15 protein-coding genes are annotated in these 16,090 nt (G+C 62.1%); 7 read left to right on the top strand and 8 right to left on the bottom strand.

Features of this window, described 5'->3' with window-relative positions; all coding sequences use genetic code 11:
* Window positions 1–90 precede the first annotated feature (90 nt).
* Both OU998_RS15770 and OU998_RS15765 read left to right on the top strand, forming a co-directional pair.
* Window positions 91–1,152 (top strand): site-specific integrase, encoded by a 1,062-nt coding sequence (locus OU998_RS15770; protein ID WP_267514604.1) that lies wholly within the window; start codon window positions 91–93, stop codon window positions 1,150–1,152.
* Between the two features lie 165 nt (window positions 1,153–1,317).
* Window positions 1,318–2,238: a HEPN domain-containing protein gene (locus OU998_RS15765; protein ID WP_267514603.1), complete on the top strand. Its 921-nt coding sequence runs from the start codon at window positions 1,318–1,320 to the stop codon at window positions 2,236–2,238.
* 132 nt (window positions 2,239–2,370) lie between these two features.
* On the opposite strand, the gene OU998_RS15760 is transcribed toward OU998_RS15765, so the two are convergent.
* Window positions 2,371–3,633: a DGQHR domain-containing protein gene (locus tag OU998_RS15760; RefSeq protein ID WP_267514602.1), complete on the bottom strand. Its 1,263-nt coding sequence runs from the start codon at window positions 3,631–3,633 to the stop codon at window positions 2,371–2,373.
* Window positions 3,624–4,106, bottom strand: coding sequence for a hypothetical protein (locus tag OU998_RS15755; RefSeq protein WP_267514601.1), 483 nt, complete (start codon window positions 4,104–4,106; stop codon window positions 3,624–3,626). Before OU998_RS15755 ends, OU998_RS15760 begins: the two co-directional genes overlap by 10 nt.
* Before the next feature lie 263 nt (window positions 4,107–4,369).
* Here OU998_RS15755 and OU998_RS15750 point away from each other — a divergent pair, with 263 nt between their 5' ends.
* The 5 genes from OU998_RS15750 to OU998_RS15730 are packed head-to-tail and all read left to right on the top strand — an operon-like array spanning window position 4,370 to window position 10,166.
* A complete protein-coding gene (locus tag OU998_RS15750; protein WP_267514600.1) occupies window positions 4,370–4,564 on the top strand; it encodes a hypothetical protein in 195 nt (64 codons plus the stop codon).
* Window positions 4,561–6,621, top strand: coding sequence for an AAA family ATPase (locus OU998_RS15745; RefSeq protein ID WP_267514599.1), 2,061 nt, complete (start codon window positions 4,561–4,563; stop codon window positions 6,619–6,621). Before OU998_RS15750 ends, OU998_RS15745 begins: the two co-directional genes overlap by 4 nt.
* Entirely contained in the window at window positions 6,614–8,134 is a 1,521-nt protein-coding gene (locus OU998_RS15740) for an FtsK/SpoIIIE domain-containing protein (RefSeq protein WP_267514598.1), read from the top strand. The genes OU998_RS15745 and OU998_RS15740 overlap by 8 nt, the downstream gene beginning before the upstream one ends.
* Window positions 8,131–9,282: an AAA family ATPase gene (locus OU998_RS15735; RefSeq protein WP_267514597.1), complete on the top strand. Its 1,152-nt coding sequence runs from the start codon at window positions 8,131–8,133 to the stop codon at window positions 9,280–9,282. Before OU998_RS15740 ends, OU998_RS15735 begins: the two co-directional genes overlap by 4 nt.
* On the top strand, window positions 9,279–10,166 hold the full coding sequence (locus tag OU998_RS15730) for a hypothetical protein (protein ID WP_267514596.1): 888 nt from the start codon (window positions 9,279–9,281) through the stop codon (window positions 10,164–10,166). The genes OU998_RS15735 and OU998_RS15730 overlap by 4 nt, the downstream gene beginning before the upstream one ends.
* 46 nt (window positions 10,167–10,212) lie before the next feature.
* Here OU998_RS15730 and OU998_RS15725 read toward each other — a convergent pair whose 3' ends face one another.
* From OU998_RS15725 to OU998_RS15700, 6 genes are all read right to left on the bottom strand, one after another.
* On the bottom strand, window positions 10,213–10,824 hold the full coding sequence (locus tag OU998_RS15725) for a GIY-YIG nuclease family protein (RefSeq protein WP_267514595.1): 612 nt from the start codon (window positions 10,822–10,824) through the stop codon (window positions 10,213–10,215).
* 164 nt (window positions 10,825–10,988) lie between these two features.
* Window positions 10,989–11,444, bottom strand: coding sequence for a hypothetical protein (locus OU998_RS15720; RefSeq protein ID WP_267514594.1), 456 nt, complete (start codon window positions 11,442–11,444; stop codon window positions 10,989–10,991).
* Window positions 11,441–13,447 (bottom strand): AAA family ATPase, encoded by a 2,007-nt coding sequence (locus tag OU998_RS15715; protein WP_267514593.1) that lies wholly within the window; start codon window positions 13,445–13,447, stop codon window positions 11,441–11,443. Before OU998_RS15715 ends, OU998_RS15720 begins: the two co-directional genes overlap by 4 nt.
* A complete protein-coding gene (locus OU998_RS15710; RefSeq protein ID WP_267514592.1) occupies window positions 13,437–13,622 on the bottom strand; it encodes a hypothetical protein in 186 nt (61 codons plus the stop codon). The genes OU998_RS15715 and OU998_RS15710 overlap by 11 nt, the downstream gene beginning before the upstream one ends.
* Entirely contained in the window at window positions 13,619–14,767 is a 1,149-nt protein-coding gene (dndC, locus tag OU998_RS15705; protein ID WP_267514591.1) for a DNA phosphorothioation system sulfurtransferase DndC, read from the bottom strand. The genes OU998_RS15710 and dndC overlap by 4 nt, the downstream gene beginning before the upstream one ends.
* On the bottom strand, window positions 14,764–15,951 hold the full coding sequence (locus tag OU998_RS15700; RefSeq protein ID WP_267514590.1) for a cysteine desulfurase family protein: 1,188 nt from the start codon (window positions 15,949–15,951) through the stop codon (window positions 14,764–14,766). Before OU998_RS15700 ends, dndC begins: the two co-directional genes overlap by 4 nt.
* Between the last annotated feature and the right edge of the window lie 139 nt (window positions 15,952–16,090).

Raw genomic sequence — 16,090 nt, 5'->3', positions numbered from 1 at the left:
GCAGACGATGTTCGCCGACGCTTCTACGCGCATTTTCGACGGTTTTCGCCCCTCTACGACATCTCACTGCACCCTTTTTGCACCCAAATCATGGCCTCCATCCGCAAACAAAAGTCTGGCCGGTGGCGCGCCCAAGTTCGGCGTAAGGGACACGTTGCGAGCGAGACCTTCCTGCGGTTCGACGATGCCAAGGCCTGGGCGGTCGAGGCAGAACGCCAAATCGATCGCGGTGAGACGCCGCGGGATTCTCGGGTCGCGCGGATTACGACATTCGCCGAACTCATTGACCTCCACGTCGCGGACATGAAATCGGTCGGCAGGGCCCCGAGGCGGTCGAAGGCGGCGACATTAAAGATGCTCAGGGCGCGGCTTGGGCGAAAGAAGCTTGGCCAGCTCGATAGGCAGCTTTTCATCGACTTCGGCAAAGACAGAGCCAAAGAGGGCGCTGGACCGATGACCTTGAGCATCGACATCGGCGCCATCAAGCTGGTCATCACGCACGCGATCGCAGTCCATGGGCTGATGATTTCCGCCGAGCCGGTCAATATGGCGCGGTTGGCGTTGAAGCGGCTGGGACTGGTCGGAAAGGGAATGGAGCGGGATCGTCGTCCGACAGAAGAAGAGCTCGCGCGTTTGATCGAGCATTTCGAGGCCAATCCCCGTCAGGCTATCCCTATGGGGAGGGTAATCCGCTTCGCTGTCGCCACGGCCATGCGGCAGGAGGAAATCTTCCGGGTCACTTGGGACGATTACGCCGCGAGGACCAAAATGCTCACGATACGAGATCGAAAAGATCCCCGAGAGAAGGTCGGCAATGATCAGCGCATCCCACTCTTGAAAGTGTCCGGGTATGATCCGATCGGGATCATTGAAGCGCAGGGACCGCCACGGTCAAACCGGGACATGCGGATATTTCCATTCAACCATCGCTCGGCAGGGACGGCATTCACGCGGGCCTGCAAAGAGCTTGGGATCGTAGATTTGCATTTCCACGATCTCCGGCACGAGGGAACGAGCAGGTTGTTCGAGGCTGGGTTTCAAATTCCCCAGGTTGCACTTGTGACCGGGCATAAGGATTGGAAGATGTTGAGGCGGTATACCCATCTCAAGCCAGAAGGGCTGCACGCGATCGCTGCGGCGCTGGCGGCATGACCATGAGTGGTTTTCCGAGGAGCCTTGAGATGTATAGTGGCGCTCAGACCGTCTCGGGTCGCCCATGCGTATGTTCAGGTTTCGGCCAAAGGCATGGGCGCATGTTACAAGCCATGTTCTCACCACCCGGGCGGTCGCCTTTCATTTTGGCGCAGGGTCAGACCGATGAAGCGTGACATCGATCACCTGCCGGAGAAGCAACAGGCCGAGCTGGCCCGCATCCGCACGACGCTGCTGACAGAGTTCGACGCTTCAATCGCCGGCGGCACGCAGACCTGGCGCAAGCACGGCAAAATCCTCAAGATCATCCTGTTCGGATCGTATGCCCGCGATGATTGGGTGGACGAGCCCGAGAACGGTTACCTCTCCGATTTCGACCTGCTGATCATCGTCAGCAACGAGAAGCTGACCGATATCGCCGACTACTGGTATGTCGCTGAGGACAAGATTCTGCACGACACCACGATCGGCAGGACGGTCAACATCATCGTCCACGACCTCGCCGAGGTAAACGCAGCTATAGGCCGAGGCGAGTACTTTTGGACCGACATCGTTCGAGACGGCGTCATCCTTTATGATTTGCCGGGACATCCTTTGGCTGTCCCGCAGCCAATGACACCTGATAATGCCCTCGCATTGGCTGAAAGATATTTGGAGGCCAAGCGGATCGATTTGGATGCCTGGCTTGAGGACGCAGAGCGGTGGCTGAAGCGATCAAATGAGGGTTCTCATGCGCGAAAACGTACAGCTTTTCACCTGCATCAGGCCGTCGAGACGGCCTACATCCTCAGTCTCTTGGTCCACACCTTCTATTTCCCGCGCTCCCATAACATCAAGTTTCTGCGATCCTTAGCCGAGGACGTAGACAAGGCCCTCATTGCCGCATGGCCACGGGAGACAAAGCTCGAGCGACGTCGCTTTGAAATGCTAAAACGGGCCTACGTTGAAGCGCGATACTCCGATCAATATGATGTTTCCGAGGAGGATCTTGTCGCGCTTTACGAGGCAGCGCGATGGCTCCGGCAACTGGTCAATGCGTCGAGCACGCACAGGTTGGCCGTGTTGGCCGGGGCAGCCCGCTGCTAAATTCCGGTTCTCCGACGGATAGAAGCGGGTCGAACTTCCGCTCGCCTAAACCGCTGCCGGATCTTTGGTTGGAATGGCGCAGTGACCCTGCAATAGCCACCAGTCGGCTGGCTCCAAGCGGGCGTTAACTTGTCACGCAGGCGGAAACCGGTTCGGAAGCCGCACCCCCTCCCGCTCGACGCCGCGCCAATCAGCGTAACTTTGACGCAGCTTCTCGTCTGCGGCGGACAGCCCAAGCATGTAGGCCAGCAGTCTTGTGCCTAGAGACTCGCCCTTGTTGTCCATCCGATCGCGATCTGTGTCCCAGATTGTCTCCGAGAACGGTTTCTCATCCATCAGGATCGGGACGCGTCCGAGCTCCTTGAAGGTAGACGCGACGGACTTCGACTTGCGCAGTTCCGCCGCAGTGCGAACAATCATTTTAAGACCGACAGGGCGAAACAGAAGATGGGGGCTATCGGAGGTTCGGGCGGCTCGACACACGTTGCTGACATCATTGCCTTCGAACGCGGACTTGAGAATTGGATCCAGTGCGGCGAGGCGCTTGTAGAAGTCTATTACGCCGTCCTTGTAGAAGGCGATCCGATCATCCGGCAGCCGGTTCCGCTCGGCGTCCTTGAGTTCTTCTGCGCGCCGTCCCTCGATCACCGAGCCAATGACAGCCTTGTTTACATCGTAGAAATTCCCGATCGTGGTCCAAGCATCCGATGTGGCGGGTAAGGCGTTGCCGAAACGATCGAAATCGACCTGCCCTCGGCTGAACCATGGGTGTTCGTCGAGGAGCTGCCGGGTGATGATGGCCGGAAGATCGACCTCGTCAAGGATGATAATGTCCTTTCGCTTGACCGGAACGACCTTCTTGTTGAGCGAGATGAACAGGCCTCGCGTCCGACGCAGGCCCTCGACCGTTGGGATGTGGGGCACGAAGATGACGGAGACCTTCTCATTTTCAATCTTCACGCCGTCATTCAGTGCGGTCCGTATCCCCGACAGTCGATGCTGGCCATCCAAGGCAAACAGCGTCTCATCGCCGCGAAGCTGGAGATAGCCGACGAGGTCCTGGTCGCGTTCGATTACGGTGCCGAGGTCGTGATCCGCGAGTGACGATGAGAGGCCGAAGGGATGCCATGAAGGCGCTCCGCCTTGGACGCCGACGACGAGGGCGTTGAAAAAACGGGCGGGGGTCGCCTCCAGATAGCGGGCGATGTCCGCGCCACGCCCCTGATCATCCAGAGCTCGTTGCATTAGGTCGCTTAGCTTGTCGTTCGATTGAATTTGACTGGCATACCCAACCCTGGCGACCAGATCCGACAGGTTCATCAGTGCCGTGTAGTAGGTCCAGTCCCCGAACGCGCCTTGGAGGGCTGGAAGAAAGAGCTGTCCGTTCACTGCCATGCCTGCCTCGCTTCCCGGACGTCAGCATCGTATCCTATATCACTGTAGGCTGGCATCAGGGCGTTATGGAGTTCGGTTTCGATCGCCTTGACCTCTGCGGGCGTGCCGCGAAAAACTGTGAAGGAGAAATAGAGCTCTCCCTCGAAGACCTTCAAAAACTTGCGCGCGCGAACACGACCCTCGTCGTCGTCCTTTTCCCGGACATATTCGCGAAATCGCGTTCGTAGAGTCCGCTCGGTCTTACCGACATAAAGGGGAAAACCGATCGGCGGCAGAGACGCGGGCGGAAGCCCAACGAAAAAACAGTAGAAGCCGGGCTCCTGAGGAACCTGCTCGCCCGTAGCGGCCGAAAAGGGTACGTGGGTCCAGGTAAACGGATGCTTGGCCGCGAAAGCCATCCATCGCGACGGCATGGGCTGGCATTTAACTAGCCGCTGCTCCCCTTCCGCTAAACTCTGCAGAAACGCGTCCATTCAACCCCCGAAACCCTAAGTCCGGTAGTCGATCGGAATTTGACCGTCAACCCAGGGCTGTGATCGCAGGATGGGTTCGCCTTGCTCACAACCCATCCCGGTTGTCCGATCTGGACCTCATCCCACGCTGTCCGGATTTTATTCGAAACCGCGGGCGGCCGAGACTCTTGGATTACGCGACAAAGTTTGGCTTCAACGCCTAGTAGGTTATAGCGGCTAAGGGCGTGCATGGGGGCGATCACAAGTTGACGAACACGGATGAAATGGCGGCGCTCATCGCCCGCGCGGCAGATCGCAACGAGATCGGCCGGAAGACGCTGCAGTCGCTGTTGGCATTGGAGGATGAATTCCCGGACTTCACGGTCCCCGGCGAGCGCACGAAGTTCGGACGCCGCGTGACCCAGATTCTCGATGCTGCGGCGAACGAAGACCTGAAGGCCAAGGAGGCCAAGCGGTGAAATTCGAGTTGATCGAACTCGAGAATATCTTCGCCTATCGCGGTCGAAGCGAAATTCGTCTCTCCGACTGCACGCCCGAGAAGAACATCGTCGTGGTTCAGGGGAGGAATGGTCATGGCAAGACCAGCCTGCTCAACGCCATGAAGCTGTTGTTCGTGGGGACAGATGATCCCCGAATGCTCAGGGTCGGTTTCGGCGAAGCCACGCCGCTCACGCCGAAGGCCTTCGTGACGGGCCAGCAGGGACGATGGTTCGGAGTCTTCAATATCCTGGCGCGCGCGACGGAGGAGCCAGCTCGCGTGGCGCTCAGCTGGACCTCCGACGACGAGCAAGCCTGTCGAGCAGAACGCGTATATTTTCCGCTCAAGGGCGGGACGGACTACAAGGAGCAGGTGACGGTCGTCCTAGGCCATCGTCGCCTCGAGGGCGTCGAAGCCAAGCAATACCTGCAGGCGTGGGCTCCTCGCGAAATCTTGTCCTTCTTCTTTTTCGATGGCGAACAAATCCAGTCGCTCGCCGATGCGGAGGTCGGTCGGGAGCGCGCTGAAATCGAGCGGCTTCTGGGGCTGTATTTTGTGTCCCATCTAACGCGGGAGATCGACGTCTATGGCCGCGAGCGGCGCAAGGTGGGCATTCCAGAAACGGTCCGCACTCAGATCGCGCAGGCCGAGGGAGCCGAGCGGACGGCCCGATTGACGGGCGACGCGGCGCAGCGACAGCGGATCGAGTTCGAGGAAGAGGTCGCGGATCTCGACCGCACGCGCCTTCGGTTGGAAATCGAACGGGCGGCCTTGCGAAACGGCCTATCCGAGGAGGAGCGGCGCCGCCTGGAAGACCGCATCACTTTGCTGAAGGAAGAACAGGCGCGGCTGAGCTATCAGATCGCCAGCACTTTGCCGGTCGAGGCACCCGCAATCGCCAATCTGGCGATGGCCCGACGCGCCTTCGATCTTCTCGAAGCCCAACTGGAGGGTGGCGCTGACGTCGACGTCGCGACAAGGGTTCATCGGACCGCCCCGGACGCCGTGGTGTCCGCCCTGATGGACGTAGACCCGTCGCTGGTGGCGGACGAACCGCGCAAAGCCATCGTGCGAGACGCAGTGCGGCGAGGGCTCACAGAAGGCGGATTGGACGACGGCCGTCCGGAGAACCCGCTGTTCGCCTCGTTGAGCCCGCGCAAGCTTCGCGCCCTGCGCGATCGCTTCCTCGTCTGGAGTCAGACCGGCGACACCATCGTCGCGTCCCAGGCCTCCCTGCTGCAGCGCATGCGTCAGCTAACGCACGATCAGACGAGCCTGGAGCGCGAACTCGAAGAATCTGACATCACCTCGGAGGAATCCCGGGAGCGATATGCCGAACTCACGGTCGAACTGGAGGGATTGGAGACGGTCATCCGCGATCGCGTGGGTCAGATCGCCACTCTGACGCTCGATGAGACCAAGGCGCGCAGAGAGCAGGCACAGCACGCCGATGACGTCAAACGGCTCTACGAACGGTTCGACCATGTCGTGAAACTTAATGCCGCCTACCAGACGGCGGTTCGGACCAAGCGGGCGCTTGAATCCTACAAGGACGAGCGGCGTCGCCAGATCCGGGCTTCGGTCGAGGCGCGCCTTCAAGCCAAGGTCGCCATTCTTCTGGGGCCGACCCAGCTCGTGAAATCCGTACGGTTGGACGAGCAATTCGGCATGACCTACATCGACGAGTTTGGTGACCCTGTAGCGCGTTACAGCCTGTCGGCTGGCATGCGCCAGCTGGCGGCCATGAGCATGTTATGGGCCCTAAAGGAGGAGACCAAACTGCCTCTGCCAGTCATCATCGACACACCGCTGGGGCGCATTGATCGCGAAAACCGCGAAATCCTTATGAGCGATTATTTCCCGGAAGCCGGTATGCCGCTCGTGGTGCTTCCGACCAACTCGGAATTGACAGAGGACGACTTCGCCCGACTGAACAGCCGGATCGCGCGCCGATACGAGATACGCAACGATGGAAGCGTGAGCGCCAGGATCGAAGACGTGACACGTCAGCGCAGGACGGGGTCGGACCATGGATAGACTATTCTTTACCGAAGACGAGAAGACCCTGTTCGAACGGATTCTGAGCGAGGGGCTCGGACAGGACTCCGGTTTTATGTGGTGGCCTGTCCGTTTCGCGGTCGCACGATCGCTTCAGATCGACGAGGATCCGGGCGAGCGCTTCAAGGTGCCACCAAGCCGACTCCGGGCCAGCGAGCTTCATCTCCGTCAGGTCACTGGAGCCGGGCAACGCGCCGATCCAGTTTCAACCGGGCCAGCCGATCCCGACTATGACGACGCCATTATGCTGCTTTTGACCGTCAAGCACGGCGTGGACGTGTTTGCGGACCAAGATCGATACATCGACCTGTTGCAGCGTCACGCCCGTCGGGGGCTCGAGATCATCGGATCAAGCTGGGCTCCCGGAAGAAGTTTCCACGACTGGCTGCTAGATGAGCTTTACCAGGGAGCCGCCCCCATCGACGCCGACGACGCCGAAGGTGCCTTCGTAGTGGGATGGCCCTCCATCGCCCGCGGGCTCGACCAGATCGGCGTCGGCGCCGATCCTGTCGGCGAACCGGTACTGGGGCCGCGTCTGACGCGATATCCACTCGTCCTGGGCGGCGTGGAGGACTTCGAGCGGCTCCGCAAACGTCTGGGCGATCTCGCCTTCGCTATCGGACTGGCGTCAGGCGGCCTCGTCCTGTCTCGCGAACAGGGCGAGCGTCGCGTGGTCCTAGACGTGCCCCGGCCGAGCGCTACCTGGCGCAATGTGCCGTGGGCTTCGGTCCGCGCGGAACTCACCGGCGTGACGCGCGGACTGGCCGTCTCCCCTGGCGTCGATATCCTAAACACCCCCTTCGTCTTCGATCTCGCCGAGGCGCCGCATCTCTTCGTCGCGGGCGCGACAGGAAGCGGAAAAAGCGTCTGCCTGAACGCTCTGATGCTGTCCCTCTTGATGTCGCGGGAAACCCCGGAACTGGTGATCATCGATCCCAAGGGCGTGGATTATACGGACTATGACGGCTGTGTCCGTCTGCGCGAGGGCAAGGTCGTCACCGACATGGGCGACGCGGTCGGTCTGCTGAAGCGGCTCGCTCAGGAGATGGACCAACGACAGAACGAGCTTCGCGAGTTTGGCGCCCGGAACATCGCCGAGGCTATGGCCGCAGGATCAGCGATGCGCCGGATTGTGGTGGTCATAGACGAACTGGCAGACTTTCTAATGGGCAAGACCGGGGCTGAGGAGCCTCTGGTCCGGCTGGCCCAGAAGGCCAGGGCGGTCGGCATCCACCTGATCCTGGCGACACAGAGGCCAGAGGCCGCGACCTTCCCTGGATTGCTGCGCTCCAACATCCCCAGCCGGATCGCGCTCACTGTTCAGAAGGCAACCGATAGTCGTATCATTCTCGACGAGGCGGGAGCGGAGAACCTGCTGATGAGGGGCGACATGCTAGTCAAGTTGGTCGGCCGAGAGCCGGTGCGCGTCCATGGGGCTCAGGTCACGAGCCAGGACATCAGGTCCGCGGTCGCGGTGGCGAACGCACAATGACGGACACGCTCCTGAACTTGCGACCCACCCAGTTTTCCTTGGTTGGCCTGCACCTCGCCGACGTGGGCCCGCTTCGGGGCCTGACGTCCCTGTCGTTCGTCAACGAGGAGGGCGTGCCCAATGACCTCTATCTGATGATGGGACCCAACGGCGCGGGGAAGACCACGATCCTCGAGGCCATCTACAGGATCATGAAACTGCTTGAGCGGTCGGCCTGGCCCGAAGGCTACGGCATGGCGGCTCTGGACAGTGAAAAGGGCGGTGTGCAAATCGACGCTCGCATCGTCCTCGACGATGGTCACCGGGCCCGATCCTATCTTTTGTCTATCGTCGCCGGAGCTCCGGGACTCCTGAACCGACCAACAGAGGAAGATCTACGGCGCGCGGAGGCGGACGAAGCTGTCGTCCTGCGCTTCCACCAGGCCGGTGTCGGCGAAGGCGTGACACGCTCGCCCACTTCCGACGCCATCGCGATCGCTTTCCACAACGCGGTGATCGCCCATGTGGGCCAGCCCTCGATGGACCTGTTCGAGGGCGTGGCCGGCTTTCCCACAGTGCTCTACTTCCCATCCAACCGGGGCATCCGTAGACCGCCGACGGAGGAGGGCGTGGTCCGCCCCGACCTGCTGGCCTATGCACCGGCGCGCAAGTTCGATACGGACGGCGAACACTGGTCGGAATCGCTCGACAATCTGTTCGTCTGGTTCAGCTGGCTCGCGGACGACCGCGCGAGCCGGTGTTTGGACCTGGTGACGCGGCTGGTCTTCACTGGCCGCAAGGCACTGCAGGCCGTCGATCGCGAGCGGCTTATCGTGCCAGTCAAAGTGCGGGAGAACGGGGCGACGCACCGTCTGCATGAACTCAGCAGCGGCGAACGACAGCTGGTACAGCTCGTGGTGCGCATCGCCAGCCATATGTCAGGCTCGACAATCGTCCTGATCGACGAGGTCGAGCAACATCTTCACGTCGTGTTCCAGCGCCGCCTGACGGCTGTGCTGAAGGACTGGGCGCGTGAACATCCAGGGCTTAGCTTCTTCATGACAAGCCATCAGAAGGAAATCTTCCGGTTCATCAACCCGTTCAAGGCCGAGGCGCGCCTGTCGAAAGGAGCCGCCCTCATCAAGCCGCGGTACCGGATTTCGAAGTGAACGTCGCGGAACTCGAGAGCTTCAGCTCCAGCGAGCAGTTCCTCGCCCATGCGCGTGGCTTGCCGAGAGTCATCCTGGAAGGCGCCTCTGACGTCGAACTCTTCAAATCATGGTTTGAGGATCTCCAGGCGGAGTTCGAATTCATGCCGGCCGAGGACGTCGGTAACTTTGGAGGCGGGTGCACCGCGGTCGCGCCAGCCGTCCGATACAGCTGGGATCAAGACATCCCCGCACTGGGCGTTCTCGACAGGGACAGCCTGCACCGGTTGTGGAAATGGGACCTGTTGTTCTCGACCGATCCGGCCGCCCTCGATGGAGCCAGTGGCGACGAGGACGTCAAGGTGGCCTCTCTCTGGGAAATAGAAGCCTACCTGCTTGAGCCCCAACTGATGGGCCCTTGGGTGGGCGTGCAACGCAAACCCCTGCCCGCCGGGGCGACGGAGATGGCCTCGGCCCTGACCAAGGCCCTTGAGGAATGCGAGGCGCTTCTGGAAGCGACGCCTTACTTCGCCGCCTGGCACAAGGGCGGCAGGGCGTGTGATCCGCGCTATTTCCGTGACGATAAGGCGGCGCATATCATCCAGACTTGTCAATCGGCGATCGCGGCCGGAACGGACGAGGACAAGGCCATCGCCGCGGAGGTCGAGGGTCATGTCGCCGCCCTGCGCGCGGCGGCTCCGGTCAACCCCGCCGAACGTCTGGTGTTTCTGCTCCGCTACGTCGACACCAAGCGCTTGCTGGATCGGTTGGAGCATCGTCTGAAGCTCAACACTGCGGCGCATCACGCGCTGAAAATCCTGATGCAGGAGCGCAACCTTCACCCGGAGGAACTGAGAAGCTTCCTGGAGGAGGCGGCCGAACGGTTCAGGGCGCTCGAGAGCTGACCCGAAAGCTCGGCAGGCTGACGGGGCATGAACCTGAGCGGCGGCGTTATTCGTCCAGGGCGCTGGCCCTCAGGACGACCCCTACGGCGGCGGGATCGCCCCGAACGAACTCGCCGCCCGCGCTCCAACCGGCGTCATGCAGCTTTGAAAGAGTGCGTTGCTCGACGGCGTGGGCGTCGGCTTCCGTGTCCATCAGAACGGCGTCGATCGGTCGCCAACTCAGCCCCAGGGCGTCGGGGAATGAGGCGTTCAGCTGACGGGCGCGGTCATCGACATCATGGGAGCGCCCGATTTTGAGGAAGGAATCGCCGTCCATGAGTTTCAGGCCGGTGGGTTTCTGCGCAAGGCGCATGACATAGACCCAGCGAAGACCATCCACCCGTTCGGTTGCATAGCCGCCCGCCCACGCCCCGGGTCCTCGCGTTGGCTGCGGGCTGTCCTGCCTCTGGATTGCGTCGGCTTCGGCCCGGCCTTCCCGGAGCGCCTGCAGGGACACCGCTGCAGCCGACCACAGGCCTTGGGGATCATCGCGAAACCGGTTCCAGACCCGGTCCGACAGCGCCGTGCGCTTGGTGTCCGGCGTCGTGACCCTGGGGTCCAGCACGCGAAACACAGAGGTTCGGGCCCGTAGCCCGTCCGGGCTTCGCCACTGGGTCATCGGCTTGGACCCCCTCGTCGCGCGGCGCGACAGCAAAGCGCTCAGCGCTTCGAGCTCAGGATCGTGAGCGGACACTGTGGCCGGGTGGCGTCGCAGATAGAGATCCAGCAAAAGGATCCACTCGTCCTCATCGAGCAGCGGACTGCCGAGGCGGCCGTCGGCGCTCAGGAGGCGGCTCCCGAGGACAGCCGGCGTCCCTCGCCGTGTCTCTCGCTGTGGCGCACAAGACGCGCCACGAAGGCGTCAAAATCCTTGCCCGCCGCCTTCCAGTCCTCCCAGAGGAAGGTGATGCCGCGTTGCCAATGGGCCGCCACCAGCGCCTGGAACTCCCGGCGATCCCAATCGTCGCGTCCGGCGTGTTCGATGATCAAACTGACCCAGGCCGCGAGTTCGGTGCCGTGGCCGAACAGTTGCTCGCCCTTGATGGTCTTGCCATAGCCCATGTGGTTGAGATCGAGCTCCGGCATGGAGGCCACGCCGAGCGAGCGGCCGATGGCCAAACGGGCTGGGCCGTAACGATGGGGCAGGGCCAGAAGCGTCTGCAGCCGAACGTTCAGCTCATCGGCAGCCCGTGTCGTCTTGTAGTCAAGCCGCGCAAGGTCCAGCAGGCTCAGAGTCATGACGGCGCTCCCGGCCGAATACCGCTGACGCGGCTGACCTGGTCCTGGGCGACCTCAATCGGGGGGGCGAGACGCGCGCCAAGACCCTCTAGGTCCTCCGGGCCGATCTCGGCCGGGTGTGCCAGCAGGATGAGCTGAGGCCCCAGTTCCGCGAAATGACGCAGAACATTGCGACGGTGACGGGGGTCGAGACGCGCGAACGGGGTGTCCATGACGATGGGAAAGACCGGCGCGGTGGCGGCGATGGCCGCCATGAGCGCGAGGGCGAAAATCTGGGTTTCGCCGGCGCTGGCGTCCCGGTTTCGAAGATCTTCGCCGCGCTCGTCGATAAGACGGACGTCGCCGCCTGCGGAGATCTCGATCCGGGCGACCTCGTCCTTGTGGGCCAGGGCGCGATAAGCCTGGGTGACGGCGTCGGACAAGGCGGTCATCTGCTGCGGAACGACCGCGTCGATGACATCTTCCAGGACGCTCGCATAGCGTTCCGCCTTGTCGGCCCGGCGCAAGACCGGCGCGGCGTCCGCATGGTATTTGACCTGCAGGGCGAGAGACTGCTTGAGCGGCGCCAGGGTCTGACGCGCCTCGTCGAGCGCCTCGACCTCGAGACGGTGTCTGGCTTCCAAATCGGCGATCAGGCCCTGGACGCGCCGTAACTCCCCGGCCAGGCCTTGAGACATCTCGTCAACGCCGTTCTGCCGGGCGATCCGGTCCTCGACCTCATGGATCGCCGCTTCGGTCGCCTGAACCTGCCGGGCCAGGTCGCCGATCCGCGATCCTGCCGCTTCGGAGACCAGATTGAGGTGGCGAGACACCAGATGACGTTCCGCATCGCCCAGGTGACCGTGACGCAGATTAAGCGCGCTGCCGTCGGGCGGAGCGTTCCACACCTTCTCCCAGGCCATGCGCAACTGGCCCAGCGCATCGGGCGTCGTAAGGTCGCCCTCCAGAAGGCCGACGAAGGCGGCGTAGCGCGCGTCGCTGGTCTGCAATCCGGAGAGCCAGCGCTCTCGTAGGGTCTCCGCGTCAAGCCGGGCCTGGACCGTTCGCCGCAAGGGGCCGCCGGCCAGGGCGAAAGCCAGGTCTACCGACAACGCACGACGCAACTCCTCCTGCAGCTCGACACGGTCGCGGACCAGTCGCTCGCGGGTTTCGAAGAGACCCTTGAAGCTGGCGTAGGTATCACCGTGCAGTGACCCGATCCGGGCGACGATCGCATCGCGCTCCTCGCGAAGCGGCGTCAGCTGGTCATTGGTCGCTTCCACCACATTGCGGTGGGCATCTTCGCGGGTCTCAAGGGCGTTGACGCTGACCCGCAGCGCGCCGAGGTCGGAGCCCTCGGTTTCGCGCGTGTCGCGGCGGCGCTCCCTGGCGTAGGCCCGCAGGTCCTGAATGGTCTGCCTCAGGAGAGGAACCCCGAGCATGGCCTCCACCGCGCTTCGGACCTGACCCTCGAGGTCCAGCCCCGCTAGACGATCGACATGTTCGCCATCGAAGATGAAGAAGGACGCCAGATTGGCCGGCAGGAGATTGTCGGACACATAGGCGCGCAGGAACGCCTCCCGACCGTCCTCGGGGATGGGGACGAGGTCCTCGTCATCGCCCTCGCGGATCCTGACGTCTTCATCGTCGCGCTCGTGGCGACCGGACGTTGAGAAATACCAGACCCGCTCCAGCGCGATGCGGCCTCGCGGCCCCCCCACAAACACGAGTTCGACGGTCATAGGCCTCTCGGCGCCGGCGTCGCGGTTCAGCGCCCGTTCCAGAAAGCCGTCATAAGAGGCTTCTCCGCGGCGACGATCCTTGGCCCTCGCCACAAGGGACAGGCCGTCGCGACCGTAGAGGCCCAGGACCAGGGCTTCCATCAGACTGGTCTTGCCCGCGCCGTTCTGGCCGCCGATGACCACCACCTGCCCGCTTTCAGCGGCGGGCAGCTGGAGGGTGGCGTTCTGATAGGCCTTCCAGTTCCGGAGGCGGATTTCCGACAGGCGCAAACTAGCTGTCATGGGAAAGCACCGCGTCGAACTGATCGAAGAGCCCCCGGCGCCGCCGACCGGATTGAGCGCGGACCGCTTCGACCAGGGCGCGCGCGGCGTCGGGCGACAGCTTGTCGATCTCCGACAGGCCTTTGAGCGCCAGTGTTCCTTCCGGACCGTCCAGCAAGGTCGACTTGGCCGTCATGGCTGGAAATCCTCAAGAGCCTCGGCCGTAATCTGCGAGATGCCGCGCGCCGCATCCTGCGCCCAGATGTCCTTGATCACCGCAATCTCGGCCTCGGTGATCAAGGGTTCCCCGACACGCGTCTGGGTGTCCAGCAGGACCTCGAGGATTTCCCGGCGCGCCGCCAGGGTGAAGGGACCGGGTATCAGCGAACCATCGGCAAGGTGGGTGATTTTGCCCGTGCGCCGGTGAGCCGAGCGGCGTCCTGGGTCGCTCCGGATCTCCGCGAGCCAGTCGCGAAGCTCCATCAGGGGCTCGAGATGGGCATGCCCCGCTTCGATGAAGCCTTCCATGCTGCGGTCCTTCACCACGACCGTGCAGGTCCAGCAGCCGAACCGGGACGACGAGGTGCCGCAGGAGGGGGCGTCCGTCTTGTCGAGCACCAGAGGGCACTCGCCGCCCTGACCATTGCGATAGAGGGTGACGATGTCGCGATGGGTGCCGCCCCAGGGGGGTCTGCGCTGCAGAAGGATCTGCCAGATCTCATCCGTCGTCAGGTCGACGATCGGGCGGTAGACGAGGCAGCCGGCCAGGGCGTTGTGGTTGTTGAGCCGCTCGCCGTTCGAATAGCGGTTCACACTGACGGCGCGCGTCGCGGATTCCTCGCGCCGTACGCCGAGCAGGAGGATAACCTGACCATTGGCCGCTGCCTGGGTGAGAATATAGTGTGACGTCGGCTGGATCTTCATCCGGTCGGTGCACCAGCGGAAGGTCCGCGACGGAGACGGGTAGCCGCGGCCGATGAGGTTAACCCAGAAAGTCTGGTCCGTCTTGGGCGTGGTTTTCACTACCGTTACGGGCAGGCGCAGTGTCTCTGCGGCGGCCCTAATCTTGGTGAGCATCTTGTCGAGATGCTGGGCAACGAGCGGGGCCTCGACCAAGGTGTCGTTGGCGACGATATGCACGGGCCTCGTCCGACGCTTCGGCGGTAGCGAGAGAAGCATCTCGAAGACAAATTGAGCGACGACCGTGCTGTCTTTGCCGCCGGAGAAGCCGATGATCCAGGGATAGGCATGGTCGGATGCATATTCATCCAGCAGGTCCGCTTGGATGTCGGCGATCTTGGCTTCGAGGACACTAACGTCCGGTAAGAGATCGACTGTCATGCGCTGATCGCCCTTTCGGGCGCGTAGCTGACACGCCGCAGATTTCGGACCGCCTGTATGACGGCGGCAGCTGCGGTGTCCACCTCGGCAACTGTCGTCATTCGTCCGAACCCAAACCGAACTGCGCCCTCCGCGCGTGCATCACCAAATCCTAAGGCCTGAACGACATAGCTGGGGTCAAGCGATTGCGCCGTACACGCCGATCCAGAAGCAGCCGCAACCTGATTACGGATAGTCATAAGCAAGGCCTCAGCATCGACCCCGAGGAAGGTAACGTTGAGGTTTCCCGGAAGTCGATGGGTCAGATCGCCGTTTACGTCGAAGGTCAGGTCGGCGGCCACAAGATGCGCCAGGAAGCGATCCCTTAGAGCAATCAACTGGACTGCTTCATGATCGATCTTCAAAGCGGCGAGTTCGCAGGCGGCACCCATGCCGACGCAAAGAGCCGTCGGTAGCGTGCCGGGGCGCAGCCCGTTTTCCTGGCCGCCGCCGCGGCTTATGGGTAGTGGACGGCTTGGCGCTTTTCGAGAGATGAAAGCTGCGCCGACTCCTTTGGGGCCGTAGAACTTGTGTGCTGAAAGGCTCATGAGATCGATTGACAGATCGAGGACGTTAAGCGGGATTTTGCCGGCCGCTTGGGCAGCATCGACGTGAAATCCCGCGCCGGCAGCCCGACACATTTTGCCTATGGCGGCGAGAGGCTGAATTACTCCGATCTCGTTGTTGGCGGCCATGACGCTCACGATCGCGGTTGAATCATCAATAGCAGCCGCCATTCGATCCAAATCGACTATCCCGTCGCTTTCGACAGGCAAGACGCGGATATCGAAACCTTCTTCGGCGAGACCGGTCGCTACTTCGAGTACAGATTTGTGCTCCGTCTCTAGGGTGACAAGTCGATTCCGCCCATGTCGCGCCATAGCTCGAGTCCCGCCAGCAATCAGAAGATTGTTCGCTTCTGTGGCCCCGGAGGTGAAGACGATCTCGCGCCGTTGCGCGCCGATCAAGTCCGCGACCTGACGTCGGGCAATCTCGATCGCATCTGATGCTTCAATCGCGAATGGGTGTTCGCCTGAGTGAGCGTTGCCGAACACTTCGGTGAAAAAGGGAAGCATCGCCTCCAAGACCGACCGATCCACCGGCGTCGTGGCTTGATAGTCGAGATAGATAGGACGATTCGACATTGGTTGATCATCCTCTCAAACTGATTGAATGCCCATAATCATAGCTTGTGGGCATTAGCCATCCGCGAGGTACGCAGGTGCTATATCCATTATCCGCGAAATTCTGAAAATTGGCATTCGATCGTGTGGCTATCTAACC

Source organism: Brevundimonas sp. SL130, assembly GCF_026625805.1.
Classification (GTDB): domain Bacteria; phylum Pseudomonadota; class Alphaproteobacteria; order Caulobacterales; family Caulobacteraceae; genus Brevundimonas.
Note: the sequence above shows the minus strand (reverse complement) of the source record. Positions and strands in the feature narration are given on the sequence as shown.

What these genes read in the sequence shown, in the direction of transcription:
- OU998_RS15765 (WP_267514603.1), top strand. Translation starts at nt 1,318, where the DNA reads ATGAAGCGTGACATCGATCACCTGCCGGAGAAGCAACAGGCCGAGCTG.
- OU998_RS15710 (WP_267514592.1), bottom strand. Translation starts at nt 13,622, where the DNA reads ATGACGGCCAAGTCGACCTTGCTGGACGGTCCGGAAGGAACACTGGCG.
- OU998_RS15725 (WP_267514595.1), bottom strand. Translation starts at nt 10,824, where the DNA reads ATGACCCAGTGGCGAAGCCCGGACGGGCTACGGGCCCGAACCTCTGTG.
- OU998_RS15755 (WP_267514601.1), bottom strand. Translation starts at nt 4,106, where the DNA reads ATGGACGCGTTTCTGCAGAGTTTAGCGGAAGGGGAGCAGCGGCTAGTT.
- OU998_RS15750 (WP_267514600.1), top strand. Translation starts at nt 4,370, where the DNA reads ATGGCGGCGCTCATCGCCCGCGCGGCAGATCGCAACGAGATCGGCCGG.
- OU998_RS15720 (WP_267514594.1), bottom strand. Translation starts at nt 11,444, where the DNA reads ATGACTCTGAGCCTGCTGGACCTTGCGCGGCTTGACTACAAGACGACA.
- OU998_RS15700 (WP_267514590.1), bottom strand. Translation starts at nt 15,951, where the DNA reads ATGTCGAATCGTCCTATCTATCTCGACTATCAAGCCACGACGCCGGTG.
- OU998_RS15740 (WP_267514598.1), top strand. Translation starts at nt 6,614, where the DNA reads ATGGATAGACTATTCTTTACCGAAGACGAGAAGACCCTGTTCGAACGG.
- OU998_RS15735 (WP_267514597.1), top strand. Translation starts at nt 8,131, where the DNA reads ATGACGGACACGCTCCTGAACTTGCGACCCACCCAGTTTTCCTTGGTT.
- OU998_RS15770 (WP_267514604.1), top strand. Translation starts at nt 91, where the DNA reads ATGGCCTCCATCCGCAAACAAAAGTCTGGCCGGTGGCGCGCCCAAGTT.
- dndC (WP_267514591.1), bottom strand. Translation starts at nt 14,767, where the DNA reads ATGACAGTCGATCTCTTACCGGACGTTAGTGTCCTCGAAGCCAAGATC.
- OU998_RS15715 (WP_267514593.1), bottom strand. Translation starts at nt 13,447, where the DNA reads ATGACAGCTAGTTTGCGCCTGTCGGAAATCCGCCTCCGGAACTGGAAG.
- OU998_RS15760 (WP_267514602.1), bottom strand. Translation starts at nt 3,633, where the DNA reads ATGGCAGTGAACGGACAGCTCTTTCTTCCAGCCCTCCAAGGCGCGTTC.